This window comes from uncultured Roseobacter sp., from assembly GCF_947493125.1.
Classification (GTDB): domain Bacteria; phylum Pseudomonadota; class Alphaproteobacteria; order Rhodobacterales; family Rhodobacteraceae; genus Roseobacter.
The window spans coordinates 123,824-147,657 of sequence record NZ_CANLQB010000003.1 but is presented as its reverse complement, the minus strand read 5'-3'; the positions used below and the strand labels follow the sequence as shown (position 1 = coordinate 147,657).

Sequence of the window (23,834 nt, the reverse complement as noted above, 5' to 3'; positions counted from 1 at the left end):
CACGACAGACCCCATACCGCATGACAGCGCTTGCAATAGATGCGCATTAATGATACCCACGGTTTCATTAATCGTTGAATTGGTCAAAAAACAGACTGGGCATATGGGAGGAGTGATCAGGCATTTCGCGCCTGATTAAGGCCAGATTGCGATCAGTCTATATCCAGTATAGGCTCACCGCATGGCGCTGCCCGTCGAGACATTCTTTCTGCATCCCGAGGCGCAGGGAACGCTGCAATCGCAGATCCAGCAGATGATCGCACAGGGCATCCTCTCGGGCCGCTTCCAGCGCGGGGAAAAACTGCCCTCGACACGCAAGCTCGCCACCCACCTCGGCGTCAGCCGGATCACCGTCACCATCGCCTATACCGAACTGCTCGCCAATGATTATCTGACATCGCGCGGGCGCTCGGGCTATTTCGTCTCTGACAACGCGCCGGTGCCGCCCGCCTTCGCGCCCAGCGAAGTGGGCCCCGATGCGGTCGACTGGACCCGCGCGATCGGCCAGAAGTTCTCGGGCGGGGACACAGTGCGCAAGCCGCCCGACTGGGGCAGCTACCGATATCCCTTCATCTACGGCCAGGCCGACCCCGCACTCTTCGATCACGCCAACTGGCGGCTCTGTGCCCTGAAGGCGCTGGGGCAGAAGGATTTCACCGCGCTCACCACCGATTACTATGACCAGGACGACCCGCAGCTCATCGAGTTCATCGCGCGGCACACCCTGCCCCGGCGCGGCATCGCTGCCCGGCCCGAACAGATCCTGATCACCCTGGGCGCGCAGAACGCGCTCTGGCTGACGACGCAGGTGCTGCTCACCCAACGCCGCCGCGCGGCACTGGAAGACCCCTGTTATCACGCGCTTAGAGACATCCTGAGCCAATCCCGCTGTCACATGACGCCGGTCCGCGTGGACGCCGATGGCATGCCCCCCGACGCGATCCCGCCCGACACCGATGTCATCTTCACCACCCCCAGCCACCAGTGCCCGACCACGGGCACCATGCCCATGCACCGCCGGCACGATTTGCTCGAACGCGCCGCCGATATGGACGCGCTGATCGTCGAGGATGACTATGAATTCGAGATGTCCTTTCTCAAAAGCCCCTCGCCTGCGCTGAAAAGCCTCGATACCGAAGGCCGCGTGATCTATGTGGGCAGCTTCTCGAAATCGCTCTTTCCAGGGCTGCGGCTGGGCTACCTGGTGGGCTCGGAACCCTTCATCCGCGAGGCCCGCGCGCTGCGCGCCTCCGTGCTGCGTCACCCGCCCGGCCACGTGCAGCGCACCGCGGCCTATTTCCTGTCGCTCGGGCACCACGACGCGCTCATTCGTCGCATGGGGGCCGCCCTGCACGACCGGCGCGAGGTCATGGCCAAGGCGCTCACCGCGCACGGCCTGCAGATCGCGGGCCAGGGCGCCTATGGCGGCTCCTCCTTCTGGATGCGCGCGCCCGAGGCTGTCGACACGCAGGAGCTCGCCCGCCGCCTGCAGGCCAAGGGCGTGCTGATCGAGCCCGGCCACGCCTTCTTTTCCGGCCCCGCCCGCCCCAAGACATACTATCGCCTCGCCTATTCCTCGATCCCCGCGACCCGGATTGCAAAGGGCATCGACATTGTCGCCAATGAAATCCGCGATATGGCCCATCTGGGCTTAAGCGAAGCCATCAACTGGCCCTAACGACGCCAGCCGCAACCCTCTAAGTAACCCACAAGCCAGAATCACCACTGTTCAATCAAGGATCCTACCGCATGAAAATGACCACTGAAGAAGCCTTCGTCAAAACGCTGCAAGCGCATGGCATCGAACATGCCTTCGGGATCATCGGCTCCGCCATGATGCCGATCTCCGACATCTTCCCCGATGCCGGCATCACCTTCTGGGACTGCGCGCATGAGGGCTCCGCCGGCATGATGGCCGATGGTTACACCCGCGCCACCGGCAAGGTCTCGATGATGATCGCGCAGAACGGCCCCGGCATCACCAACTTCGTCACGGCTGTGAAAACCGCCTACTGGAACCACACGCCGCTGCTGCTGGTCACCCCGCAGGCCGCCAACAAGACCATCGGTCAGGGCGGCTTCCAGGAAGTCGAGCAGATGAAGCTCTTCGAGGACATGGTCGCCTATCAGGAAGAGGTCCGCGACCCGACCCGCGTCGCCGAAGTGCTGACCCGCGTGATCGCCAAGGCCAAGCGCCTCTCCGGCCCCGCGCAGATCAACATCCCCCGCGACTTCTGGACCCAGGTGGTCGACATCGAGATCCCCGATCCCATCGAGTTCGAAGCCTCCCCGGGCGGCGAAACCTCTGTCGCCAAAGCGGCTGAGCTGCTGTCCAACGCGAAAAACCCCGTCATCCTGAACGGTGCCGGCGTGGTCCTCTCCAAAGGCGGCATCGAGGCGTCGAAGAAACTGGCCGAGCAGCTCGAAGCGCCGGTCTGCGTAGGCTACCAGCACAATGACGCCTTCCCGGGCAACCACCCGCTCTTTGCCGGCCCGCTGGGCTACAACGGCTCCAAGGCAGGCATGCAGCTGATCAAGGAGGCTGACGTGGTGCTCTGCCTCGGCACCCGCCTGAACCCGTTCTCGACCCTGCCCGGCTATGGCATCGAGTACTGGCCCGCAGATGCCAAGATCATCCAGGTCGACATCAACCCAGACCGCATTGGCCTGACCAAGAAGGTCACCGTCGGCATCGTCGGTGACGCGGCCAAAGTGGCCAAGGGCATCCTCGCACAGCTGAGCGACACCGCCGGTGACGAAGGCCGTGCCGAGCGCAAGGCCCACATCGCCCAGACCAAATCCGCCTGGGCGCAGGAGCTGACCTCGCTCACCCACGAGCAGGACGATCCCGGCACCGACTGGAACGTGCGGGCCCGCAAGGCCAAACCCGACTGGATGAGCCCCCGCATGGCATGGCGCGCCATCCAGGCAGCCCTTCCGGTCGAGGCGATCATCTCGTCCGACATCGGCAACAACTGCGCCATCGGCAACGCGTATCCGTCCTTCGAGGAGGGCCGCAAGTATCTGGCCCCCGGCCTCTTCGGCCCCTGCGGCTACGGCCTGCCTGCGATTGTGGGTGCGAAAATCGGCCAGCCGGATGTGCCGGTTGTGGGCTTTGCCGGTGACGGCGCCTTCGGCATCGCGGTCAACGAACTCACAGCCATCGGCCGCGGCGAATGGCCTGCGATCACACAAATCGTTTTCCGCAACTACCAGTGGGGCGCGGAAAAGCGGAACTCCACACTCTGGTTCGACGACAACTTCGTCGGCACTGAGCTGGACGAGCAGGTCTCCTACGCCGGGATCGCCAATGCCTGCGGTCTGAAAGGTGTGGTCGCCCGCACACAGGAAGAGCTGACCGCCGCGTTGAACCAGGCCATCAAGGACCAGATGGAGAACGGTGTGACCACGCTCATTGAAGCCATGATCAACCAGGAGCTGGGCGATCCGTTCCGCCGGGATGCCATGAAGAAGCCCGTCGAAGTTGCTGGCATCAGCAAAGACGACATGCGTCCGCAGACCGTCTGATCCGGGTGCCATCCAGCATCCGCATAGAAGAAGGGCTCAGGCCATGAGCGTGCTGCGCGAACTGACCGAACGCGCCGCCGCCCGGCCTGCCCATATCGTGATGAGCGAAGGCCACGATCCCCGGATCGTGGCCGGCGCCATTGCCGCCGTCACTGCCGGGACCGCCCGGATCACCCTCGTCGGCCCCAAGGATGACATCGCCGCCCAGCTTGTCGCGGCAGGCATGCCCAACCATCCCAATATCACCCTCGAAGACCCTGCGACCTCGGCGCTCACCGCCGATCTGGCCGCCGCCTTCCACGCGCTCCGCAAGCACAAAGGGGTCACCCCCGAGATCGCGGAGACCCAGGTGCAAAACCCGCTCGTCTTTGCCGCGATGATGGTCCGCGAGGGCCACGCAGACGGCACCGTCGGCGGCGCCATCCACACCACCTCCGACACCGTGCGCGCCGCGCTGCAGGTCATCGGCAAGGCCAAGGATGCACCGCTTGTCTCCAGCTTCTTCCTCATGGCCCTGCCCGAAAACCATCCCTCGGGCCGTGACGCGATGATCTTCGGCGACTGCGGGCTGGTCATCGACCCCACAGCCGACGAACTCGCCGCCATCGCCGTCGCCTCGGCCCAATCCTGCCGCCAGCTTCTGGACGTGGAGCCGCAGGTCGCACTCCTGTCCTTCTCCACCATGGGCTCTGCCAAACACCCGGCCGTTGACAAGGTCGCCGAGGCCGCCGCCCTGCTCAAGGCCAACCACCCCGACCTCAAGGCCGACGGCGAGCTGCAATTCGACGCGGCCTTCGTGCCTCAAGTCGCCGCCAGCAAAGCCCCCGGCTCTCCCACCGCAGGCCAGGCCAATGTGATGATCTTCCCCACCCTCGACGCGGGCAACATCGGCTACAAGATCGCCCAGCGCATCGGCGGGGCCGAGGCCATCGGCCCGACCCTGCAAGGCCTCGCCAAACCCGCCAACGACCTCTCGCGCGGCTGCACCGCCGAGGATGTCGCCAATATGATCGCAGTGACCACCCTTCAGGTCGCCCGCCAACCATCAGGAGCTTTCCCATGAATCAGCCCGTCATCGACCTGAGCCCGAAAGTCTCCGACGAGGTGCGCAAGACCACCTGCTACATGTGTGCCTGCCGCTGCGGCATCAACGTGCACATGAAGGACGGGAAAGTCGCCTATATCGAAGGCAACAAGGATCACCCGGTGAACCGGGGCGTGCTCTGCGCCAAGGGCTCCGCGGGCATCATGCAGGTCAACGCGCCGTCCCGTCTGCGCAAGCCGCTGAAACGCGTGGGCGAACGCGGCTCAGGCGAATTCGAGGAAATCGAATGGGACGAGGCGCTGCAAATCGCCGCCGACTGGCTGGAGCCTGTGCGCCAGAGCAACCCCGAAAAGCTCGCCTTCTTCACCGGGCGCGACCAGTCTCAGTCTTTTACCTCCTTCTGGGCGCAAAACTTCGGCACGCCCAACTACGCGGCCCACGGCGGCTTCTGCTCTGTGAATATGGCCGCGGCGGGCATCTACACCATGGGCGGCGCCTTCTGGGAGTTCGGCCAGCCCGATTGGGACCACACCAAGCTCTTCATGCTCTTCGGCGTCGCCGAGGATCACGACAGCAACCCGATCAAGATGGGGATCGGCAAGATCAAGGCGCGCGGTGCGCGGGTCATTGGCGTGAACCCGATCCGCACAGGCTATAACGCCGTGGCCGACGACTGGGTCGGCATCACGCCCGGCACCGATGGTCTGTTTATCCTCGCGATGATCCACTGCCTGATGAAAGCCGGCAAGATTGACCTGCACTACCTCGCCCAGTACACTAACGCCCCGGTGCTGGTGATCAACAACCCCGGCGGCGCCGACCACGGTCTGCTAATGCGCGACGAAAACGGCAAGGAGTTGGTCATCGACCGCGCCACGGGCAAGCTCACCCCCTTCGACCAGCCCGGAGTAAAGCCCGATCTTGCCGCCACCTATGAGAAAGACGGCCAGACCCACCGCCCGGTCTTCCACCAGATGGCCGAGATGTATCTCGACGAACAATACACGCCGGAAAACGTCGCCGACCGCTGCGGCATCCCCGCGAAACGCATCCGCGCCATCGCCGCAGAACTGGCCCGCGTCGCCTTCGAGGAAGCCTTCACCCTCGACCACGAATGGACCGACTTCCGCGGCGAAAAGCACGCGCAAATGATCGGCCGCCCCGTCTCCTTCCACTCCATGCGCGGCATCTCCGCTCACGCCAACGGCTTCCAGACCTGCCGCGCGCTGCACACGCTGCAAATCCTCCTCGGCACCGTCGAGGTGCCCGGAGGCTTCCGTTTCAAGCCGCCCTACCCGAAACCCGCCACCGCCCACCCCAAACCCCACGTGGGCCTGACCCCGGGCGCACCGCTCAACGGCCCGCATCTGGGCTTCACCCATGGCCCCGAAGACCTCGCGCTGAAGGAGGACGGCACCCCCGCCCGCATCGACAAGGCCTTCACCTGGGAAAACCCGATGTCGAGCCACGGGCTCATGCATATGGTGATCTCCAACGCCTACGCGGGCGATCCCTACAAGATCGACGTTCTCTTCATGTATATGGCGAACATGTCGTGGAACTCGACCATGAACACCCGTGGCGTGATCGACATGCTGACCGACAAGGACGAAAACGGCGACTACGTGATCCCCAAGATTATCTATTCGGATGCGTATAGTTCCGAGATGGTCGCCTACTCCGACCTGATCCTGCCCGACACCACCTATCTGGAACGCCACGACTGCATTTCGCTGCTCGACCGTCCGATCTGCGAGGCCGATGCCGCCGCCGACGCCATCCGCTGGCCGGTGATCGAGCCGGATCGCGACGTGAAGGGCTTCCAGTCCATGCTCTGCGAGCTGGGCGCGAAACTTAACCTGCCCGGTTTCGTGAAAGAAGACGGCAGCCAGAAATACGCCGATTACGGCGATTACATCGTGAACCACGAACGCCGCCCCGGCATCGGGCCGTTGGCCGGCTTTCGCGGCGAAAACGGCGATCAGGCCGGGCGCGGGGCCGTGAACCCCAAGCAGCTCGACCAATACATCGCGAACGGCGGCTTCTTCGTCGAACACATCCCCGCCGGATCGAACTACTACAAGCCGTGGAACATGGCCTATCAGGACTGGGCAGTGAACATCGGGATCTACGACAAGCCCACGCCTTACCTCTTCTCGCTCTACGTGGAGCCCCTGCGCAAGTTCCAGCTCGCGGCCGAGGGTCATGGCGACCGGCAACCGCCCGACCACCTGCGCGCGCGCATCAAAGACACCATGTCCCCGCTGCCGATCTGGTATTCCTCGGAGGAGGACAACCACGCCGCCGACTACCCCGTGACAGCCCTAACCCAGCGTCCGATGGCCATGTACCACTCCTGGGGCTCGCAAAACGCCTGGCTGCGCCAGCTGCACGGGCACAACCCGCTCTACGTCCCCACCAGGCTGATGCGCGAAAACAACCTCAGCGACGGCGACTGGGCCAAAGTGACGTCCCCCCACGGCGAGATTACCGTGCCGGTGCTGGAGATGGCCGCCCTCAACGACAACACGATCTGGACCTGGAACGCCATCGGCAAACGCAAGGGCGCCTGGGCGCTGGAAGAAAACGCGCCCGAAGCCACCCGCGGCTTCCTGCTCAATCACCTCATCCACGAGCTGCTGCCGCCCAAGGGCGACGGGCTGCGCTGGGCCAACTCCGATCCGATCACCGGCCAGGCCGCCTGGTTCGACCTCAAGGTCCGCATCGAAAAAGCCGCAGCCCCCGCCGAATCCCAACCCGGCTTCGCCCCGATCAAATCCCCTGTCGGCCAGGGCCCGAAAGACCTGACCTGGAAGGTCGGCACATGACCGGCCTTCATTTTTCCCCAAATACTCCGGGGGCCGCGGGCCACGGGCCCGCGGCGGGGCGGAGCCCCCTCATAAAAGACTCTAACGCTCTCCTACGCCAACGCACGCCGCGCACCGACGTAATACCGACGTTTTACCGACGCGATACCGACGCCACACCGACGACCAATTCAGGGGGCCGCACATGACCACTCTGCCAGCCAAAACCGACAAGAAACTGGGGCTCGTCATCGATCTCGATACCTGCGTCGGCTGCCACGCCTGCGTGATCTCCTGCAAAGGGTGGAACACCGAAAACTACGGCGCGCCGCTCTCCGATCAGAACGCCTATGGCGCTGACAACTCCGGCACCTTCCTCAACCGCGTTCACTCCTACGAGGTGCAACCGCCGGGCGATGCCGCCGCCCAACTCATCCACTTCCCCAAGTCCTGCCTGCACTGCGAAGACGCGCCCTGCGTCACCGTCTGCCCCACCGGCGCCAGCTACAAACGTGTCGAAGACGGCATCGTTTTGGTCAACGAATCCAACTGCATCGGCTGCGGCCTCTGCGCCTGGGCCTGCCCCTACGGCGCGCGCGAGCTCGACCAGGCCGAGGGTGTGATGAAGAAATGCACCCTCTGCGTGGACCGGATCTACAACGAGAACCTTCCCGAAGAAGATCGCCAGCCTGCCTGCGTCCGCACCTGCCCCGCCGGCGCGCGCCATTTCGGCGACTTGGGCGATGAAAACAGCGATGTCAGCAAACTCGTCGCTGAGCGCGGCGGTATGGACCTGATGCCCGAACAGGGCACCAAACCGGTGAACAAATACCTGCCCCCGCGCCCCAAGGACGAGATGCCCGAATTCGACGTGCTCGCCCCCTTCCTCGAGCCTGTCGCAGAGGAACCCAAAGGCTTCCTAGGCTGGCTTGACAAGACCCTGGAGAAACTCTGATGCACCCCGCCCCTTCCGTCATTTTCTTTACGACTTTCAGTGGTTTGGGCTTTGGCCTCTTGTTCTTCCTCGGCCTTGGGTTCCCTGGCGTGACAGGCTGGACGGCCTTTGCCTTTTTCGCAATCGCCTACCTGATGGCGGTGGGTGGCCTCATGGCCTCCACCTTCCACCTCGGCCGCCCCGAACGGGCGATCAAGGCCTTTACCCAGTGGCGCTCCAGCTGGCTCAGCCGCGAGGCCTGGTGCGCCGTCGGCGCGCTGGTGCTGATGGGGCTCTATGGCCTCGGCCTCGTGTTCTTCGACGCCCGCTGGACCGTGCTCGGGCTCCTCGGCGCACTCTTTTCCATGGCCACGGTCTTCACCACGTCGATGATCTACACCCAGCTCAAAACCATCCCGCGCTGGAACATGAAGCTGACGCCTGTGAAGTTTCTCTCGCTGTCACTGGCGGGCGGCGCGCTCTTGGCCGGGCAGGTCTCCATCGCCCTTGTTTTGCTGGTGATCGCGGGGCTTGTGCAGCTTTACACCTGGGTCGAGGGGGACAAGGCACTCAACGCGTCGGGCACCAATATGGCGACAGCGACCGGGTTGGGAAACATCGGCCATGTCCGCGCTTTCGAGCCGCCGCACACCGGCACGAATTACCTGCTTAAGGAGTTCGTGCATGTGATCGGCCGCAAACACAGCCAGAAGCTGCGAGTGATTGCACTTGGCCTGATGACAATCGCGCCCATCATCCTTCTGGCCCTGCCGTTTTCACATGTTCTCGGAGTGCTCGCGATCCTCAGCCACATCGCCGGGGTCCTCACCGCGCGCTGGCTCTTCTTCGCGGAAGCCGAGCATGTGGTCGGCCTCTATTACGGCAAGCGCTAAACGCAACTCGGCGCAAAACAAAACGGGCGTGGAGATATCCACGCCCGTTTGCGTTTCGCTGAACCCAGCGCTCAGTTCAGAAGCCCCGCATGGCGCAGCCCGTCGTCGACCAGCGCGCGGGTGGCATCGGACAGCCCCACAAGCGGCAAGCGCACCTCATCCGAGCAAAGCCGCAGCTGCGACATCGCGTATTTCACGCCCACCAGCCCCGGCTCTGTGAAGATGGCCTTGTGCAGCGGCATCAACCGATCCTGGATGCCAAGTGCCGTGGCATAGTCGCCCGCCAGGCAAGCGGCTTGCATCTCACTCAGAAGCTTCGGCGCCACATTGGCGGTGACCGAGATACAACCGACGCCACCCTGGGCATTGAACCCATGAGCCGTGGCATCCTCACCCGAAAGCTGGACGAAATCGGGCCCGCAGGTCATCCGCTGGTCGCTCACACGGGCCAGATCACCGGTGGCGTCTTTCACACCGACGATCCTTGGCAGCTTGGCAAGCTCGCCCATCGTCTCCGGCGACATATCCACGACCGAGCGCCCTGGAATGTTGTAGATGATAATCGGCAGCTCGGCGCAATCATGCAGCGCCGTGAAATGCGCCAGCAGCCCCGATTGCGTCGGCTTGTTGTAGTAAGGCGTCACGACAAGCGCCGCATCGGCCCCAACCTCTTCCGCGTGGCGCACGAGCCGCATTGCTTCGACGGTGTTGTTGGAACCGGCGCCCGCAATCACCGGCACGCGACCGGCGGCGGCCTTAACAACTTCTTCGACCACAATCTCATGTTCGCCGTGGGTCAGCGTCGGGCTTTCGCCGGTTGTGCCCACCGGAACGAGCCCATTCGAGCCTTCACCAATGTGCCATTCCACCAGTTTTTTCAATGTCTCAAGATCCAGCTCGCCGTTCCTGAACGGCGTGACGAGGGCAGGCAGTGAGCCTTTGAACATGTGCACGCTCCTTTTTCTTTTTTGGCCGGCAAATGGCCTGAGATTAACCGTTGATTCAGCACAATCGTGATTTGATCGCACAGAACCGCGCTTCTATGTATCAGAGGCTCTAGCCCTCAAACGCTGGGAATTGCAAGTGATCAGACTGTGGCTGACGACGCTAATTTTGATTTTCTCCATGGCGGCCGCGGCGGCCGCGGATCGCCCCCGTCCCCTGGCGCACGCGATGGACGCCATGCGCGATGGCGATTGGGCGACAGCCGCAAAAATCGCCGCGCGCGATGGTGCCGTCGCAGCGGATATCATCGAGTGGAACCGGCTGCGGGCAGGGCGCGGATCATACCAGGATGTTACTGCATTTCTTGCGCGCAGACCCGATTGGCCGGGTGAGCCTTACCTGCGCAAGCAATCCGAACGGGTGGTGATTGCGCGCCCGGATTCGGAGGTCATCGCCTTCTTCGATACGGTCCCCGCACAAACACCAGAGGGTGTGTTACGCCATGCAGAAGCGCTCGCGCGTTCGGGGGCGCAGGCCGACGCCGACGCGCTTGTGGTAGGAGCCTGGCAGAACATGCCAATGGGCAGCACCGCGCAGGCGCTCTATCTTGCAAGCCATGCGACATTGCTGAAACCCCACCACAGCACCCGGCTCGACACGATGCTGTGGGACGGCGCATTCGAGAACGCGCGCCGCATGTACGATCTCGTCTCGAAGGCCGATGTGGCGGTGGCCAAGGCACGGATCGCACTCCGGGGTCGGGCCAACGGGGTCGATGCGCTGATCGCCCAAGTCCCGGCAAGCCATGCCAACACCCCCGGGCTCCAGTATGAGCGGTTTGTCTGGCGCGCGCGTAAGGGTCGGTGGGACGATGCAAAGGCCCTTTTGCGGGCGACATCGACCAGTGCCGAGGCTTTGGGCGAGCCTGAAGCCTGGGCCAACCGCCGACGCTCCATGGCACGGGATGAAATGCGGGACGGCTCGGCCGAGCGGGCCTATGAGCTTGCAGCGCGGCATTTTCTGACCTCCGGGTCCTCTTACGCCGATCTGGAATGGTTGGCCGGGTATATCGCGCTGCGCAAACTGAACGAGCCTGAAACGGCGTTGCAGCATTTCCGAAATCACGATGCCGCCGTCCGCTCGCCTATTTCCAAGGGCAGGTCCGGATACTGGCGCGGGCGCGCCCTGGAAGCCATGGGCGATGTCGCCGCCGCCGATCAGGCCTACACCGATGCGGCGCAATACCAGACATCCTTTTACGGTTTACTGGCTGCAGAGCGGGCCGATCTGCCGTTCGATGATGCGCTGGCAGCTGAGACGGTCGCGGGCGAATGGCGCACATCTCCGCTGGCCGATGACCCTGTCTTCATCGCCGGGATGCTTTTGCAGGCCTCCGGCCAGCTCAATCTTGCCGAACGGTTCTGGACCCATCTGGCGGAATCGCTCGACCGTGACACCGCAGCCTTGCTCGCTGAGGCCGCGTTGGACATGGACCAACCTCATCTGGCTGTCATGATCGGCAAGCGTACGGCACGCCGGGCGGTCGTTGTCCCACGTGGGTATTATCCATTGCATCCTCTCGCGGATCGGAGCCTGCCGATGGCACCCGAGATGCTGCTGGCCATCGCCCGTCGTGAGAGCGAATTCGACCCCGGGGTTCAAAGCGGTGTCGGCGCGCGTGGGCTGATGCAAATCATGCCTGCAACCGGGCGCGAGGTCGCCGCAGCTCTTGGGCGCAGCAGTGGTCACAGCACCGAGCGGCTGATCAATGATCCGGTTTACAACGCTGAGCTCGGCGCCGCCTATCTGGCGGGCCTTGCCGGACGTTTCCGCGGCAATGTGGTGATGATGTCCGCAGGCTACAATGCCGGTCCAAGCAGGCCAGACCGCTGGATGATCACCTATGGTGACCCGCGGAGAAGCGATGTCGATATGATCGACTGGATCGAGCACATCCCGTTTCGCGAAACCCGAAACTATGTGATGCGCGTCACCGAAAGCCTGCCGATCTACCGCGCGCGACTTGGCAAAGACCCGCTGCCGGTGCCCTTCCTCGAAGAATTGGAAGGCTCAACGCTGCTGGCGTTCGCGCCAAAGGGTGAATAGCCCCGCACTGACAATCACAACGACGCCAAGCGCAACATTCGGGCGGATGCTCTCGCCGAAGACAGAGATGCCAATGGCCGCGGCAAAGACCAGCTGAAAGTAGGCAAACGGCTGGACGGCACTGGCTTCCGCCACCTCGTAGCAACGGATCAACAGCCAATGCCCCGCCGCACCTGTGACGCAAAGCAGGGCCATCCAAGCCCAATCGCCCCCTGACATCGGCTCCCAGAACCAGATGCCGATCACCGACATGGTCGCGGCCCCGGCAGTCCCGGTCCAAAAGAAGCTTGTGGCCGTGCTGTCTTGACGCGCCGCATAGCGCGTCAGCAATCCATAGAGCGCAAACATGAAAGCCGCTGCGAGCGGCACAATCGCGTACGGGTTGAACACAGAAACCCCCGGCTGGAGGATGATCATCACGCCGACAAAGCCAACGCCGATCGCGGCCCACCGCCGCCAACCCACGGCCTCACCGAGGACGGGACCGGACAGCGCCGCGACAAGCAAGGGGTAGCAGGCAAACACCGCATGGCTCTCGACCAGCCCCAGCAGCGTGAAACCGGTGACCATCACGCAGACCTCCAACGCCAAAAGGACACCCCGAGCCGCTTGCAAACCTGGTTGGCGGGTCTGCGCCGCCACACGCACCCCGCCCGCCTGTCGCGCAGCAACGGCGATCACAAAAGCAGCAAAAAACCAATAGCGGATCATCACCACCATGTAGACATTGTAGGCATCAGCCAAATGCCGCGAGATGCCATCCTGCAGCGCGAAGACAAAGGTCGTCGCCAACATCAGTGCGACGCCAAGCCGGGTATTGCTGGATTGTGTCATGCCCGCAACGTGCCGACACTCATATGCCGTTTGCGGCCAAAGCCCTGCACCCGCTGCACGTCGAACCCGGCCGCGTCGAGCGCCCGGCGCACCGAGCCGGCGGCCGTGTAGGTGGCGAACGTCCCGCCCGGCGCAGTATGTGCGGCGACCGCGCGCATCAGATCGGCCTCCCAAAGCTCCGGGTTCTTCGCAGGCGAGAAACCGTCGAGATACCACGCATGGGCGCATCCGTTCCAGTTCGGCAGCCTTTGCCGGGCATCGCCAACGACAATCTCCAGAGTCACATCAGGCGCGATCTGGAACCGGCCGCCTTCGGGCCGCCAGTGATTGGTCAAATGCTCGCGGAGATCTGCCAGATCGCTGAACGCTCCAAGTGCCGCGCTCACGTCATCCCTGCCCATCGGAAACGCCTCGAAGCTGGTGAACATGAGGTGGCCGGAAATACCTGCCAAGCGCCACGCCTGAAGTGTCACGAGGAAACTCAGCCCCGTCCCGAAACCCAGCTCGGCGATATGAAATCCGTCCTCGAACCGCTCGGGCAACCGGTTGCCGCGCAAAAAGACGTGCCGCGTCTCGGCCAACCCGTCGTCCAGGCTGAAATAGGGATCATCAAACCGCACGGAGACCGGAACGCCATTTGCCCTCCAAGACACATCTGCCGTCTGGTTCTGCACGGATCCGCCTTATATCATACCGGGAAACTGCCGCGACATTGAGGGAGAGCAGAACCTTTGGCAATGGCCGATATCACCGTCCGCGGTGCGGGCATTTTCGGCCTGTCGATTGCCTGGGCCTGCCTGCAGCGCGGTGCGCGTGTTGCCGTGATTGATCCGAATGGACTTGGCGCAGGCAGCAGCGGCGGCCTTGTTGGTGCTTTGGCGCCGCACGTACCGGAGAACTGGAATGCCAAAAAGGCGTTCCAGCTCGACAGCCTGTTGCGCGCCGAATCCTTCTGGTCCGACGTTGAAGCCGCCGGGGGGGTAAGCGCTGGCTACGCAAGGACGGGGCGCCTGCAACCCATTTCAGACGCACGCAGCCTGGAATTGGCGCATCAACGCGCCAACAGCGCAACCAAGCTCTGGGCCGATCACGCCCGGTGGCAAGTGGAACGCGCGCCGGACGCAGGCTGGAGCCCGATCTCCACCACGGGATGGCTTATCCGCGACACGCTGAGCGCGCATCTGCACCCGCGACACGCCTGCGTCGCACTGGGCGCCGCGCTCGCATCGAAAGGAGTGACGGTCGAACGATACGGCAGCTCCGCAGGCGCGGTCATTTGGGCCACGGGTGTCGCTGGGCTGGCAGACCTCAATCGAGGGCACACACGCCAGATCGGCAACGGCGTGAAAGGCCAGGCCGCACTGCTGGAATTCGACGCTCGTGGTGCGCCGCAAATCTTTGCAGATGGTGTTCACATTATCCCGCATCAGGACGGAACCGTGGCAGTCGGATCAACCTCAGAGCGTGACTACGACGACCCCACCGCCACCGATGCGCAATTGGACACGGTCATCGCGAAGGCCCGCGGTGCCGTGCCCGTGCTCGCCTCGGCCCCGGTGCTCGAGCGATGGGCTGGCGTGCGCCCGCGCACGCGCAGCCGTGCACCTATGCTTGGGCCTTGGCCCGGAAGACCTGGCCATTTCATTGCCAATGGCGGGTTCAAAATCGGTTTCGGCATGGCGCCAAAGGTCGCGGATGTGATGGCGAATCTGGTTCTCGACGGGATCAACGAGATCCCCGAGGCGTTCGGTATCGCTGCATCGCTGTGACCTAGCGGGGACACATCTGCCGTGAGCCAGTCCGACTTGCCGACCAACCCGGTTCCGAGCGCTCAGCGATCCGCCTCGGCGCGCAGGGCCTGCATCAAAGCGGAGAGCTCCCGGACATAGATCTCGCCGGTCAGCCGCCCATCGGAATCGAACTGATTGCTGCTGTCGGCGAGATGAATCTCCGGCCCTTGCAGTATCACGGGGCGAAACGGCACCATGAACCCTCGCAATACCATCTGAGCCCGCTCACCGCCCGCTCGGCCCGCAGCGGCGGACATGACGGCCACCGGTTTGCCCTCCCAGGGTCGGCCTTTGGTGCGGCTCACCCAATCCAGCGCATTCTTGAGCACACCGGACGGGCCCTTGTTGTACTCAGGCGTGGAGATGATCACCGCATCAGCCGCAGCAATATCATCCGCGAGCGTTTGCACTGCGGTAGGCACACCATCGGCGGCCTCGGCATCGCCGTCGTAGAGCGGCAGGCGCAGATCGGCGAGTTCAAACTCACAGTCACCAAATAGCCGCGCCGCCTCACGCAGCAACATCGTGTTGGTCGACGCCTTGCGCAGCGATCCTGACAACCCCAAAACCGTGTACTTCGCCATGATCCATGTCCCTTCAGCCAGTGTTTGGGCTTACCCTGATGCCCCGTTGTGAAAAAACAAGAGCCCCGGCGGCAAATGCGGGGCTCTTGCGGCAATAAATGAGTGATGCGTCAGGCCGTAGGCAGAATGACGATCTCGACCCGCCGGTTCTGGGCCTTGCCGGCTGCGTTCAGGTTGCTGGCGATGGGCTGGTTCTCGCCGCGCCCGAAAGTCCGCACACGGGCGCTGGGCACACCTGCGTTCAGAAGTACGTTGGCCACAGCCGTGGCCCGGCGTTCGGACAATTGCTGGTTATAACCTGCGTCACCGTCGCTGTCGGTATGTCCGATGACCTGAACGGTCGACTGCGGGTACTTGTTCAAGCTTGCGGCAACCGAGAAGAGATCGTCCTGCAGATCGGGCCGAACGGAGAAACTGTCCGTGGCAAAGACAATGCTTTGCGGCAGATTGAGGATCAGGCGATCACCCGTGTTGGTGATGACGACATCGTTGTCGAGCTGGCGCCGCAATTCGGCCTCCTGCTGATCGAGATTGTATCCGATGCCCGCGCCAATGGCGCCGCCGATCACGGCCCCGACGAGCGCGCCGTCCCCGCGGTTGCCGTCGCCTCTGGACAGCGCGCCAGCAAGCGCGCCCGCGCCCGCGCCGATCAGCGCGCCGCGCTGGGCTTTGGGGTTGTTGGAATTGGCGCCGATCTGGTTCGGGTCCGTACAGGCGGTCAGAACAAGCGCGCCCGAAACGGCCACGATCAGCGGGGTTTTCAGAAATGTCATAGCGGTCTGCCTTCAATAGCTGCGGCCCCGTTCGGGCGGGGCATCTTGGTTGAACGCAGTATATATGGCGGGGGTTCCACCCCAAACCAAGGGGAAAAAGGCTGGGCGGCAACCCGCCGCCCGCTGTGGTGGATCAATTTTCCGCGTGTACCGCTTCATAGGCCAGCATGGCGCGCTTCATCGGCAACCCCCAGTGATAACCGCCCAAACCACCGGATTTGCGCAAGGCGCGGTGGCATGGGATCAGCCAACTGATCGGATTTCGCCCGACCGCCGTCCCCACTGCGCGAACGGCCGCAGGCTTGCCAATGGCTTGCGCGATCTCGGAGTAGGTGGTCACATGACCGGAGGGGATGCTCAACAGCGCCTCCCAAACCTTGATCTGGAAGGGGGCACCAATGAGGAACAGGGGCGCCCGCTCCAGCGTGCCATCCCCCGCGCCGAAGGCCTGAAGCACCCAAGGCCGCAGCATCATGGGGTCCTCAACGAACTCCGCTTTCGGCCAACGCGAGAGCAGGTCGCGCAGCGCGGCGTCTTCCCCCATCTCCGCCGCGAATCCCATACCGCAGATGCCTTTCTCCGTGCCCATCACGACGGCGGGGCCAAAGGGGCTTTCGAACCAGCCCCAGAAGATCGTCAGCCCCGCGCCGCCGCGGGCGAATTCGCCCGGGCTCATCGCTTCCCACCGCACAAACAGATCATGCAGACGCCCGCTGCCCGACAAACCGACCGCGTGGGAAGCTTCGAGGGTTGTGAACCGATCCCGCAACAGGGTCTTGGCATGACCAAGGGTCAGATACTGTTGATACCGTTTCGGCGAGATTCCGACCCAGCGGGAAAATATCCTCTGGAAATGGGCGACGCTCATCCCCATCTGGTCGGCGATCTGATCCAGCGACAGCGGCTCGTCGGCCTGGTCGATGAGATCGATGGCGCGGCGCACCACCTGATAGTGATAGGAGGTCTCGGTCTGGTTCGGGAGGGTCTGATGCTGTGTCATACCCGCAAATTAGGGGCTATCGCTCCGTCGCGCGACCCGAAACCTGCGGGATCTTGGCCGGGTTCCCGCCTCAGGCCGTTTTCAGCAGCAGATTGTCCGAGATGTCCGGAGCCCGATCTATGAGGAGCCGCGCTTCCGTCCGCGTGAGGCAGGGGCGTGCGGTCGACTGGTCGAACCCGTCAGGTCCGAGTGCGGCGGCCAGCCGCGCGGCATCCGATGCCGATAGCCTGCGCTGTGTTTCCGGCCCGGTGAAGATCGTCTCGACCCACGCACCCTGTGCCAGGATCACCTCATGATGCGCGCAGGCGATATGTGTGAGCGTATAGTGCTGCAGAGGCGTCGTCTGAAACGCGCGCCCGCGATCGACCCAAGCCTTGGCCGGTGCGAGCACCTCATTGGAGAAATAGAGCATCTGCGCCTCGGCCGAGTTGAGCAGCAGGCGATGATCCCCCGTTACATGCAGATCATGCGTCGGTGCGTTGGGCCCCAGCGCCCCTGCCGGTATGCAGATTGGCCGCTCGTCGGGATACTGCGCAAAATAGGTCGGTGGCAGCTTGGTCCGACCAATCCAGATGATCGGCTGATACCCGTGATCGCGGGTCAGAACCATGTCGCCCGTCTCGAGCCACTCGACCGGTATCTCGCCGTTCTGGGTGCGAATCATCGTGCCGGGCCCAAAACACGGCACACTCTGCTGTTCGTATTGGGTGTAGGTCTGGCGTGTGTCCGCACCGCCCTGCGATTGCAGGCTGTTGTCGATGTCGTCGCCACCCACATAGGTGTAGGTCACACCCGGTGTCAGGGGCTCGGACGGCACATACCCCATCTTGACGCCCGCGATTTCGATCCGGTCGATGGTCACATAAGATCCATCGGGTGCCTGGAGGATGGCATACTCCTCACCATAGATTTGCCCCGATCCGATCTGCGTGCCGTCTGGGCGGGTCACAACACCGGTCTGATTGGCATCCTCCCCCACCTCGTTGTTGTGCTCGTCACCGTCGAGCGAGGAATCATCATCAGTGATCTGGAACAACACCCGATCGGTCGTGAAGTCGTAGTTCGGATCAAGCGTGAAGGTCCCGTTACTGGCATTGTAGACCAGTGCTTCCGAAGAGTAGCCGTAAAACGAACTTGTAGGCATTGCACAGACCTGCGTGAGAATATTTGCCCGGCCACCCTCGCAGATCAGGGTGAAGATACTGCTGAAAAATACGTCGGGTTTTGACACGCATTTTAGGGATCGCCCGCCCGCGGTCTTGCCCATGCGCGGGAAAGGCCGCATACCGTCCGGATGGCAAAGCAGCTCGATTATCACACCATCCGTCAGATCTTCACGCGGTTCCGGGAGGCCGATCCGGAACCCAAGGGTGAGCTTGAGCATGTGAATGTCTACACGCTCGTCGTGGCGGTGGCGCTCAGCGCACAAGCCACAGACGCGGGCGTGAACAAGGCCACGCGCGCGCTCTTCCAGATCGCCGACACCCCGCAGAAAATGCTCGATCTGGGTATCGACGGGCTGACGGAGCACATCAAGACCATCGGGCTCTACCGCCAGAAGGCCAAGAACGTGATGAAGCTGAGCCAGATCCTCGTCGATGATTACGGCGGCGAGGTGCCCAACAGCCGCGCCGCGCTGCAGGGGCTGCCGGGTGTGGGGCGCAAAACCGCGAATGTGGTGCTGAACATGTGGTGGCAGCACCCGGCGCAGGCCGTCGACACCCACATCTTCCGGCTGGGCAACCGCACCGGCATTGCGCCTGGCAAGACCGTCGAGGCGGTCGAGCGCGCCATCGAAGACAACATCCCCGCCGATTTCCAACTGCACGCCCACCACTGGATGATTTTGCATGGGCGCTATCATTGCAAGGCGCGCAAGCCGCTGTGCCCCACCTGCATCATCCGCGATCTCTGCCCATTCGAGGACAAAACAGAATGAAACACTACCAGCTTGTCGGCATCGGAAACGCCGTTGTCGACGTCATCACCCATGCCGATGACAGCTTTCTCGACCTTATGGGCATTGAGAAGGGCATCATGCAGCTGGTAGATCGCGACCGGTCGGAGACGCTCTACGCCTCCATGAACGACCGGTTGCAAACGCCCGGCGGAGCTGTCGCGAACACGGTCGCCGGTGTGGGTGCGCTGGGGCTGCAAACGGCCTTCATCGGGCGCGTGCGCGACGATGCGCTAGGGCATTTCTACGCCAGCGCGATGACAGACAATGGCATCGATTTCGTCAACCCTCCGGTGGAGAACGGTGACGTCCCCACCTCGCGCAGCATGATTTTCGTGGCGCCCGATGGGGAGCGCTCGATGAACACCTATCTCGGCATTTCAACGGGCCTGACCTCGGCGGACGTACCGCCCGCCGTCTCTGGCAACGCGCGCATCATGTTCCTCGAAGGCTACCTCTTCGACCATGACGCGGGCAAGACGGCCTTCCGCGAGGCCGCGCGCGCGACTAAGGCAGGCGGCGGGATGGCGGGTATCGCCATCTCCGACCCCTTCTGCGTGGAGCGTCACCGGGCCGACTTCCTGTCGCTGATCGAGAACGACCTCGACTATGTGATCGGCAACCAGCATGAGATCGAGTCGCTCTTCCAGACCGACTTCGAAACGGCACTGGCCAAAACCACCGAGATTTGCCCGCTGGTCATCGCCACCCGGTCCGGGGATGGGGTCAGTGTCCTTGGCGATGGGCGCCGGGTCGATGTGCCCGTCCAGGAGGTCACACCCGTCGATGCCACCGGTGCGGGCGACCAGTTCGCGGCCGGGTTCCTCTACGGCCTCGCGACGAACCGCGATCTGGAGGTCTGCGCCAAGATGGGCAACCTCTGTGCCGCGGAGGTGATCAGCCACGTCGGCCCCCGCCCGCAGACCGACATGATGAAGGTGTTCGAAAAAGAAGGCCTCGCCTGACCATGCTGGAAAACGGGTTTCACGACGTGCCCGCGGGCAAGGTTACGGTGGTGGTCACCTTTCTGGAAATGACCGCCAAGCCCGCCATGAAAGCGGGCGCACTGCCGGACGGTGTGGCGTTTCGGCGTGTGACGCCTGATCTGGATTGGTATCGGGACATTTTCACCCGCGTGGGCGGGATGGATTGGCTGTGGTTCGGGCGGCTGATGCTCGAGGACAGCGCGCTCGAAGCCATCCTCGCCGACCCGGGCGTCGAGATCTATACCCTCACGCGCAACGGGGTGGACCTCGCTTTGATGGAGCTCGACTTCCGCGAAGACGGCGCCTGCGAACTGGAATACTTCGGCCTCGCCTCGGAGCTGATCGGAACAGGCGCCGGCCGCTATCTGATCAATCAGGCGATTGAGCGCGCCTGGACCAAGCCGATCTCCCGGTTTCACCTGCGCACCTGCACCATCGACAGCCCGCAGGCGCTGGGATTCTACCAGCATGTCGGGTTCAAACCGGTGAAACAAGCCATCGAGATTGCCGACGACCCCCGGTTGCTGGGGGTGTTGCCGGAAACGGCCGGGCCGCATGTGCCGATGCTGCGGCCCTAGAGCCGCTCGCCAAATTCGGCCATCACCGCCGCATATACATCGCGCTTGAACGGCACGATGTTCTCAACCAGCGCGCCCGCGTCCAGCCAGCGCCAGACGGAGAACTCCGGATGCGACGTTTCGATGTTGATCTGACTATCATCTCCCTGGAACCGCATCAGAAACCACTTCTGCTCCTGCCCACGATAGCGGCCCTTCCAAAGCTTCGGCACCAGATCATGCGGCAGCTCATAGGGCAGCCACTGCGCACTCTCGGCCTCCACCTCGACCAGATCCGCAGTCACCCCGGTCTCCTCCCAGAGTTCGCGCAGCGCTGCGGCGCGCGGCGCTTCACCTTTGTCGATCCCGCCCTGCGGCATCTGCCAGGCCGGTGTGCTGATCGGGCTGTCGCGGCGCTGTCCGACAAAGACCTGACCCATTGGATTGACCAGCATCACACCAACGCACGGCCGGTAGGGCAGCTTTTCGATCTCTTCGGGGGTCATCCGAGTGTCTTCTCCATCTTGGCGCGCTGCAGGCTCTCGCCGTTCCGCACCACCGTCTCGTGATGGATAGTCGAAAAGCCCATCGCCCGAAAGGCCGGTTGCGCCATAAGGCTCGCGTGGGTCCAGAGCCGCGCCTCACCCGCGCCCCGCGCGTGGGCCTCGACCCGGTCGAACAGCTGCCGGACCAGCCCACGGCCCCTATGTTCAGGCCGGATGAAGGCGAGATCGATGTAGCCGCCCGGCTCGATGCTCATGAAGCCCACGACCGCCCCCTCCACCTCTGCCACCGCCACATCCAAGGGCGCCAGCCGGTCAGCCCAGCTTTGGCCCTGCGGCGGCGCCTCCAACCACGCAGCGCGCTGCGCCTCGGTGTAGGGGCTTGGCCCCTCGCGGACCGCTGCAAAGAAGACCGCGCCCAAATCATCCGCATCCGCAGGCCTCGCCCATCTGATCATGATCTTGCATCCCACTTCGCGCGGCCTTGTGACGCCGCGTTCGACGTGACAGCCCATATGTGAAAATGTGATCCCGTGCCAAGACCATCCGGGGAGGAGTTTCCATGGCCGACTATCCGCATCTTCTGGCACCGCTCGATCTGGGCTTCACGACGCTGAAGAACCGCGTGCTCATGGGCTCGATGCACACCGGGCTGGAAGAGACAAAGGACTGGGGCCGGGTCGCCGAATTCTACGCCGCGCGTGCGCGCGGTCAGGTGGCGCTGATGGTCACCGGCGGGATTGGCCCCAACCTCGAAGGGTCCGTGTTGCCGGGCGCTGCCATGATGGTCACGGATGAAGATGTCGCGAACCACAGCGTGATCACGAAGGCTGTGCATGCGGACGGCGGCAAGATCGCAATGCAGATCCTGCACGCGGGCCGCTATGCCTACGGACCGAAGTGTGTGGCGCCCTCGGCAATCAAATCCCCTATCTCGCCCTTCCCGCCCGCCGAGCTGGACGGAGACGGTATCGAAAAACAGATCAGCGATATCGTCACCTGCGCGCAGCGCGCGCAGGAGGCAGGCTATGACGGCGTCGAGATCATGGGCTCGGAAGGTTACTTCCTGAACCAGTTCCTGGTCACGCATACCAACAAGCGCGACGACCGCTGGGGCGGATCCTACGAAAATCGGATGCGCCTGCCCATCGAAGTGGTCCGCCGCACGCGCGAGGCGGTCGGTCCGAACTTCATCCTGATCTACCGGCTGTCGATGATCGACCTGGTCCCCAACGGATCCACCCATGACGAGGTGGTGCAATTGGCCCAGGAAATCGAGACCGCAGGCGCCACGATCATCAACACCGGCATCGGCTGGCACGAGGCGCGCATCCCGACCATCGCGACCTCGGTGCCCCGCGCGGCCTTCGCCTGGGTCACGAAGAAACTGATGGGCAAGGTCGGTATCCCGGTGATCACCTCGAACCGGATCAACACACCCGAAGTGGCGGAAGAAGTGCTGGCGGGTGGCTGCGCCGATATGGTCTCGATGGCGCGACCCATGCTGGCGGATGCGGATTTCGTGGCCAAGGCCATCGCGGGCAAATCCGACCAAATCGCCCCCTGCATCGCCTGCAACCAGGCCTGCCTGGACCATACATTCAGCGGCAAGATCTCAAGCTGTCTGGTGAACCCGCGCGCCTGTTACGAGACGGAACTGCAAATCACGCCCACCGATGCGGCGAAATCCATCGCTGTCGTCGGTGCGGGCCCGGCAGGGCTCTCTGCCGCGATGACGGCTGCGGAGCGCGGGCACAACGTCACCCTCTTCGATCAGGCCGGTGAGATCGGCGGCCAGCTCAACATGGCCAAACAGGTGCCGGGCAAGGAGGAGTTCTGGGGGCTGGTCGACTGGTACCGCACCATGATCGCCGAGCATGGCATCACCACGCAGCTTGGCCAGACCGTCACCGCTTCCGATCTGGCCGGGTTCGATGAGGTCATCATCGCAACCGGTGTGATGCCACGCGATCCCGAAATCCCGGGACAGGACGCACCCCATGTGCTCAGCTACATCGACGTGCTGCGCGGCAAGGCCAAGGTGGGCGCGAGCGTCGCGATCATCGGCGCGGGCGGCATCGGTTTCGATGTGGCCGAGTACCTTGTGCATGAGGGGACCAGCCCCACGGAAAGCCTGCCCGACTGGATGCGTGAATGGGGCGTAGCCGACCCGGCCCAGCACCGCTCCGGCCTGGCTCCCGAAGGTCCCCAGCCCGAGGCACCTGCACGGCAGGTCACCCTGCTGCAGCGCAAGGCCGAGAAACCCGGCAAACGCCTCGGCAAGACCACGGGGTGGATCCACCGCGCGGCGCTGGCGATGAAGGACGTCAAGATGATCGGCGGTGTCAACTACGAGCGTATCGAAGCGGGCGGCATCGTGGTCTCCCACGGCGAGACGCGCGAAAATCCCACGCTGATCGAGGCCGAAACCATCGTGCTCTGCGCCGGGCAACTGTCTGATCGCAGCCTCGCCGATGCTCTGGAGGTCCAGGGCACGCCTTGCCACGTAATCGGCGGCGCCGATGTGGCCGCCGAACTTGATGCAAAGCGCGCGATCAACCAGGGCACACGGCTCGCCGCGGCCCTCTGACC

General features: G+C 63.6%; 21 protein-coding genes. 12 read left to right on the top strand and 9 right to left on the bottom strand.

The genetic code is table 11. From position 1 onward, the window contains the following. The first annotated feature begins 181 nt into the window (after nt 1-181). The 6 genes from Q1A71_RS07120 to Q1A71_RS07095 all read left to right on the top strand — a co-directional run bounded on the left by Q1A71_RS07120 (nt 182) and on the right by Q1A71_RS07095 (nt 9,207). Nucleotides 182-1,678 (top strand): PLP-dependent aminotransferase family protein, encoded by a 1,497-nt coding sequence (locus tag Q1A71_RS07120; protein WP_299673490.1) that lies wholly within the window; start codon nt 182-184, stop codon nt 1,676-1,678. 71 nt (nt 1,679-1,749) lie between these two features. Then, complete coding sequence (gene xsc, locus Q1A71_RS07115; protein WP_299673488.1) at nt 1,750-3,528, top strand: sulfoacetaldehyde acetyltransferase; 1,779 nt, start codon at nt 1,750-1,752, stop codon at nt 3,526-3,528. 43 nt (nt 3,529-3,571) lie between these two features. Then, nucleotides 3,572-4,591, top strand: a complete 1,020-nt coding sequence (gene pta / locus Q1A71_RS07110; RefSeq protein WP_299673486.1) for a phosphate acetyltransferase — start codon at nt 3,572-3,574, stop codon at nt 4,589-4,591. Beyond that, nucleotides 4,588-7,401 carry a molybdopterin-dependent oxidoreductase gene (locus tag Q1A71_RS07105; protein ID WP_299673484.1) on the top strand — a complete coding sequence of 938 codons (2,814 nt, stop codon included), beginning with the start codon at nt 4,588-4,590 and terminating at the stop codon, nt 7,399-7,401. Before pta ends, Q1A71_RS07105 begins: the two co-directional genes overlap by 4 nt. Before the next feature lie 184 nt (nt 7,402-7,585). Further along, a complete protein-coding gene (locus Q1A71_RS07100; protein WP_299673482.1) occupies nt 7,586-8,335 on the top strand; it encodes a 4Fe-4S dicluster domain-containing protein in 750 nt (249 codons plus the stop codon). Then, the gene (locus tag Q1A71_RS07095) at nt 8,335-9,207 is read left to right on the top strand and encodes a DmsC/YnfH family molybdoenzyme membrane anchor subunit (RefSeq protein ID WP_299673480.1); all 873 of its coding nucleotides are present in this window, start codon (nt 8,335-8,337) and stop codon (nt 9,205-9,207) included. Before Q1A71_RS07100 ends, Q1A71_RS07095 begins: the two co-directional genes overlap by 1 nt. A 71-nt stretch (nt 9,208-9,278) precedes the next feature. Here Q1A71_RS07095 and dapA read toward each other — a convergent pair whose 3' ends face one another. After that, nucleotides 9,279-10,154, bottom strand: a complete 876-nt coding sequence (dapA, locus tag Q1A71_RS07090) for a 4-hydroxy-tetrahydrodipicolinate synthase (RefSeq protein WP_299673478.1) — start codon at nt 10,152-10,154, stop codon at nt 9,279-9,281. A 136-nt stretch (nt 10,155-10,290) separates the two neighbouring features. Between dapA and Q1A71_RS07085 the strand changes: the two genes are divergently transcribed. Next, entirely contained in the window at nt 10,291-12,258 is a 1,968-nt protein-coding gene (locus tag Q1A71_RS07085; RefSeq protein ID WP_366140222.1) for a lytic transglycosylase domain-containing protein, read from the top strand. On the opposite strand, the gene Q1A71_RS07080 is transcribed toward Q1A71_RS07085, so the two are convergent. Together Q1A71_RS07080 and mnmD are read right to left on the bottom strand one after the other, a co-directional pair. Continuing rightward, entirely contained in the window at nt 12,223-13,092 is an 870-nt protein-coding gene (locus tag Q1A71_RS07080; RefSeq protein ID WP_299673476.1) for a DMT family transporter, read from the bottom strand. The genes Q1A71_RS07085 and Q1A71_RS07080 overlap by 36 nt on opposite strands. Next, the gene (gene mnmD, locus Q1A71_RS07075) at nt 13,089-13,766 is read right to left on the bottom strand and encodes a tRNA (5-methylaminomethyl-2-thiouridine)(34)-methyltransferase MnmD (protein ID WP_299673474.1); all 678 of its coding nucleotides are present in this window, start codon (nt 13,764-13,766) and stop codon (nt 13,089-13,091) included. The genes Q1A71_RS07080 and mnmD overlap by 4 nt, the downstream gene beginning before the upstream one ends. A 63-nt stretch (nt 13,767-13,829) precedes the next feature. Between mnmD and Q1A71_RS07070 the strand changes: the two genes are divergently transcribed. Next, nucleotides 13,830-14,861, top strand: a complete 1,032-nt coding sequence (locus Q1A71_RS07070) for an FAD-dependent oxidoreductase (protein WP_299673472.1) — start codon at nt 13,830-13,832, stop codon at nt 14,859-14,861. Between the two features lie 62 nt (nt 14,862-14,923). Here the strand turns inward: Q1A71_RS07070 and Q1A71_RS07065 are convergent, their stop codons facing one another. The 4 genes from Q1A71_RS07065 to Q1A71_RS07050 all read right to left on the bottom strand — a co-directional run bounded on the left by Q1A71_RS07065 (nt 14,924) and on the right by Q1A71_RS07050 (nt 18,383). Further along, on the bottom strand, nt 14,924-15,466 hold the full coding sequence (locus Q1A71_RS07065) for an NAD(P)H-dependent oxidoreductase (protein ID WP_299673470.1): 543 nt from the start codon (nt 15,464-15,466) through the stop codon (nt 14,924-14,926). Nucleotides 15,467-15,576: 110 nt separating this feature from the next. Beyond that, a complete protein-coding gene (locus Q1A71_RS07060) occupies nt 15,577-16,239 on the bottom strand; it encodes an OmpA family protein (RefSeq protein ID WP_299673468.1) in 663 nt (220 codons plus the stop codon). Between the two features lie 133 nt (nt 16,240-16,372). Beyond that, a complete protein-coding gene (locus Q1A71_RS07055; RefSeq protein ID WP_299673466.1) occupies nt 16,373-17,239 on the bottom strand; it encodes a bifunctional helix-turn-helix domain-containing protein/methylated-DNA--[protein]-cysteine S-methyltransferase in 867 nt (288 codons plus the stop codon). A 70-nt stretch (nt 17,240-17,309) separates the two neighbouring features. Further along, nucleotides 17,310-18,383, bottom strand: coding sequence for a Hint domain-containing protein (locus tag Q1A71_RS07050; protein WP_299673464.1), 1,074 nt, complete (start codon nt 18,381-18,383; stop codon nt 17,310-17,312). Nucleotides 18,384-18,533: 150 nt separating this feature from the next. Between Q1A71_RS07050 and nth the strand changes: the two genes are divergently transcribed. From nth to Q1A71_RS07035, 3 genes are read left to right on the top strand one after another with little or no spacing between them, the layout of a single operon-like run. Continuing rightward, nucleotides 18,534-19,178, top strand: coding sequence for an endonuclease III (gene nth, locus Q1A71_RS07045; RefSeq protein ID WP_299673462.1), 645 nt, complete (start codon nt 18,534-18,536; stop codon nt 19,176-19,178). Next, the gene (locus Q1A71_RS07040; RefSeq protein WP_299673460.1) at nt 19,175-20,161 is read left to right on the top strand and encodes an adenosine kinase; all 987 of its coding nucleotides are present in this window, start codon (nt 19,175-19,177) and stop codon (nt 20,159-20,161) included. Before nth ends, Q1A71_RS07040 begins: the two co-directional genes overlap by 4 nt. A 2-nt stretch (nt 20,162-20,163) precedes the next feature. Next, nucleotides 20,164-20,760, top strand: coding sequence for a GNAT family N-acetyltransferase (locus tag Q1A71_RS07035; protein WP_299673458.1), 597 nt, complete (start codon nt 20,164-20,166; stop codon nt 20,758-20,760). Here the strand turns inward: Q1A71_RS07035 and Q1A71_RS07030 are convergent. Next, nucleotides 20,757-21,245 carry an RNA pyrophosphohydrolase gene (locus Q1A71_RS07030; RefSeq protein ID WP_299673449.1) on the bottom strand — a complete coding sequence of 163 codons (489 nt, stop codon included), beginning with the start codon at nt 21,243-21,245 and terminating at the stop codon, nt 20,757-20,759. The genes Q1A71_RS07035 and Q1A71_RS07030 overlap by 4 nt on opposite strands. Further along, nucleotides 21,242-21,700, bottom strand: a complete 459-nt coding sequence (locus tag Q1A71_RS07025; protein ID WP_299673447.1) for a GNAT family N-acetyltransferase — start codon at nt 21,698-21,700, stop codon at nt 21,242-21,244. The genes Q1A71_RS07030 and Q1A71_RS07025 overlap by 4 nt, the downstream gene beginning before the upstream one ends. A 104-nt stretch (nt 21,701-21,804) precedes the next feature. On the opposite strand from Q1A71_RS07025, the gene Q1A71_RS07020 reads away from it, so the two are divergent. Continuing rightward, nucleotides 21,805-23,832 (top strand): NADPH-dependent 2,4-dienoyl-CoA reductase, encoded by a 2,028-nt coding sequence (locus Q1A71_RS07020; RefSeq protein WP_299673445.1) that lies wholly within the window; start codon nt 21,805-21,807, stop codon nt 23,830-23,832. Nucleotides 23,833-23,834 lie beyond the last annotated feature (2 nt).

What these genes read in the sequence shown, in the direction of transcription:
- Q1A71_RS07060 (WP_299673468.1), bottom strand. Translation starts at nt 16,239, where the DNA reads ATGACATTTCTGAAAACCCCGCTGATCGTGGCCGTTTCGGGCGCGCTT.
- pta (WP_299673486.1), top strand. Translation starts at nt 3,572, where the DNA reads ATGAGCGTGCTGCGCGAACTGACCGAACGCGCCGCCGCCCGGCCTGCC.
- Q1A71_RS07020 (WP_299673445.1), top strand. Translation starts at nt 21,805, where the DNA reads ATGGCCGACTATCCGCATCTTCTGGCACCGCTCGATCTGGGCTTCACG.
- dapA (WP_299673478.1), bottom strand. Translation starts at nt 10,154, where the DNA reads ATGTTCAAAGGCTCACTGCCTGCCCTCGTCACGCCGTTCAGGAACGGC.
- Q1A71_RS07025 (WP_299673447.1), bottom strand. Translation starts at nt 21,700, where the DNA reads ATGATCAGATGGGCGAGGCCTGCGGATGCGGATGATTTGGGCGCGGTC.
- Q1A71_RS07095 (WP_299673480.1), top strand. Translation starts at nt 8,335, where the DNA reads ATGCACCCCGCCCCTTCCGTCATTTTCTTTACGACTTTCAGTGGTTTG.
- Q1A71_RS07120 (WP_299673490.1), top strand. Translation starts at nt 182, where the DNA reads ATGGCGCTGCCCGTCGAGACATTCTTTCTGCATCCCGAGGCGCAGGGA.
- Q1A71_RS07040 (WP_299673460.1), top strand. Translation starts at nt 19,175, where the DNA reads ATGAAACACTACCAGCTTGTCGGCATCGGAAACGCCGTTGTCGACGTC.
- Q1A71_RS07065 (WP_299673470.1), bottom strand. Translation starts at nt 15,466, where the DNA reads ATGGCGAAGTACACGGTTTTGGGGTTGTCAGGATCGCTGCGCAAGGCG.
- Q1A71_RS07050 (WP_299673464.1), bottom strand. Translation starts at nt 18,383, where the DNA reads ATGCCTACAAGTTCGTTTTACGGCTACTCTTCGGAAGCACTGGTCTAC.
- nth (WP_299673462.1), top strand. Translation starts at nt 18,534, where the DNA reads ATGGCAAAGCAGCTCGATTATCACACCATCCGTCAGATCTTCACGCGG.
- Q1A71_RS07030 (WP_299673449.1), bottom strand. Translation starts at nt 21,245, where the DNA reads ATGACCCCCGAAGAGATCGAAAAGCTGCCCTACCGGCCGTGCGTTGGT.
- Q1A71_RS07100 (WP_299673482.1), top strand. Translation starts at nt 7,586, where the DNA reads ATGACCACTCTGCCAGCCAAAACCGACAAGAAACTGGGGCTCGTCATC.
- Q1A71_RS07035 (WP_299673458.1), top strand. Translation starts at nt 20,164, where the DNA reads ATGCTGGAAAACGGGTTTCACGACGTGCCCGCGGGCAAGGTTACGGTG.
- Q1A71_RS07070 (WP_299673472.1), top strand. Translation starts at nt 13,830, where the DNA reads ATGGCCGATATCACCGTCCGCGGTGCGGGCATTTTCGGCCTGTCGATT.
- Q1A71_RS07080 (WP_299673476.1), bottom strand. Translation starts at nt 13,092, where the DNA reads ATGACACAATCCAGCAATACCCGGCTTGGCGTCGCACTGATGTTGGCG.
- Q1A71_RS07105 (WP_299673484.1), top strand. Translation starts at nt 4,588, where the DNA reads ATGAATCAGCCCGTCATCGACCTGAGCCCGAAAGTCTCCGACGAGGTG.
- Q1A71_RS07055 (WP_299673466.1), bottom strand. Translation starts at nt 17,239, where the DNA reads ATGACACAGCATCAGACCCTCCCGAACCAGACCGAGACCTCCTATCAC.
- xsc (WP_299673488.1), top strand. Translation starts at nt 1,750, where the DNA reads ATGAAAATGACCACTGAAGAAGCCTTCGTCAAAACGCTGCAAGCGCAT.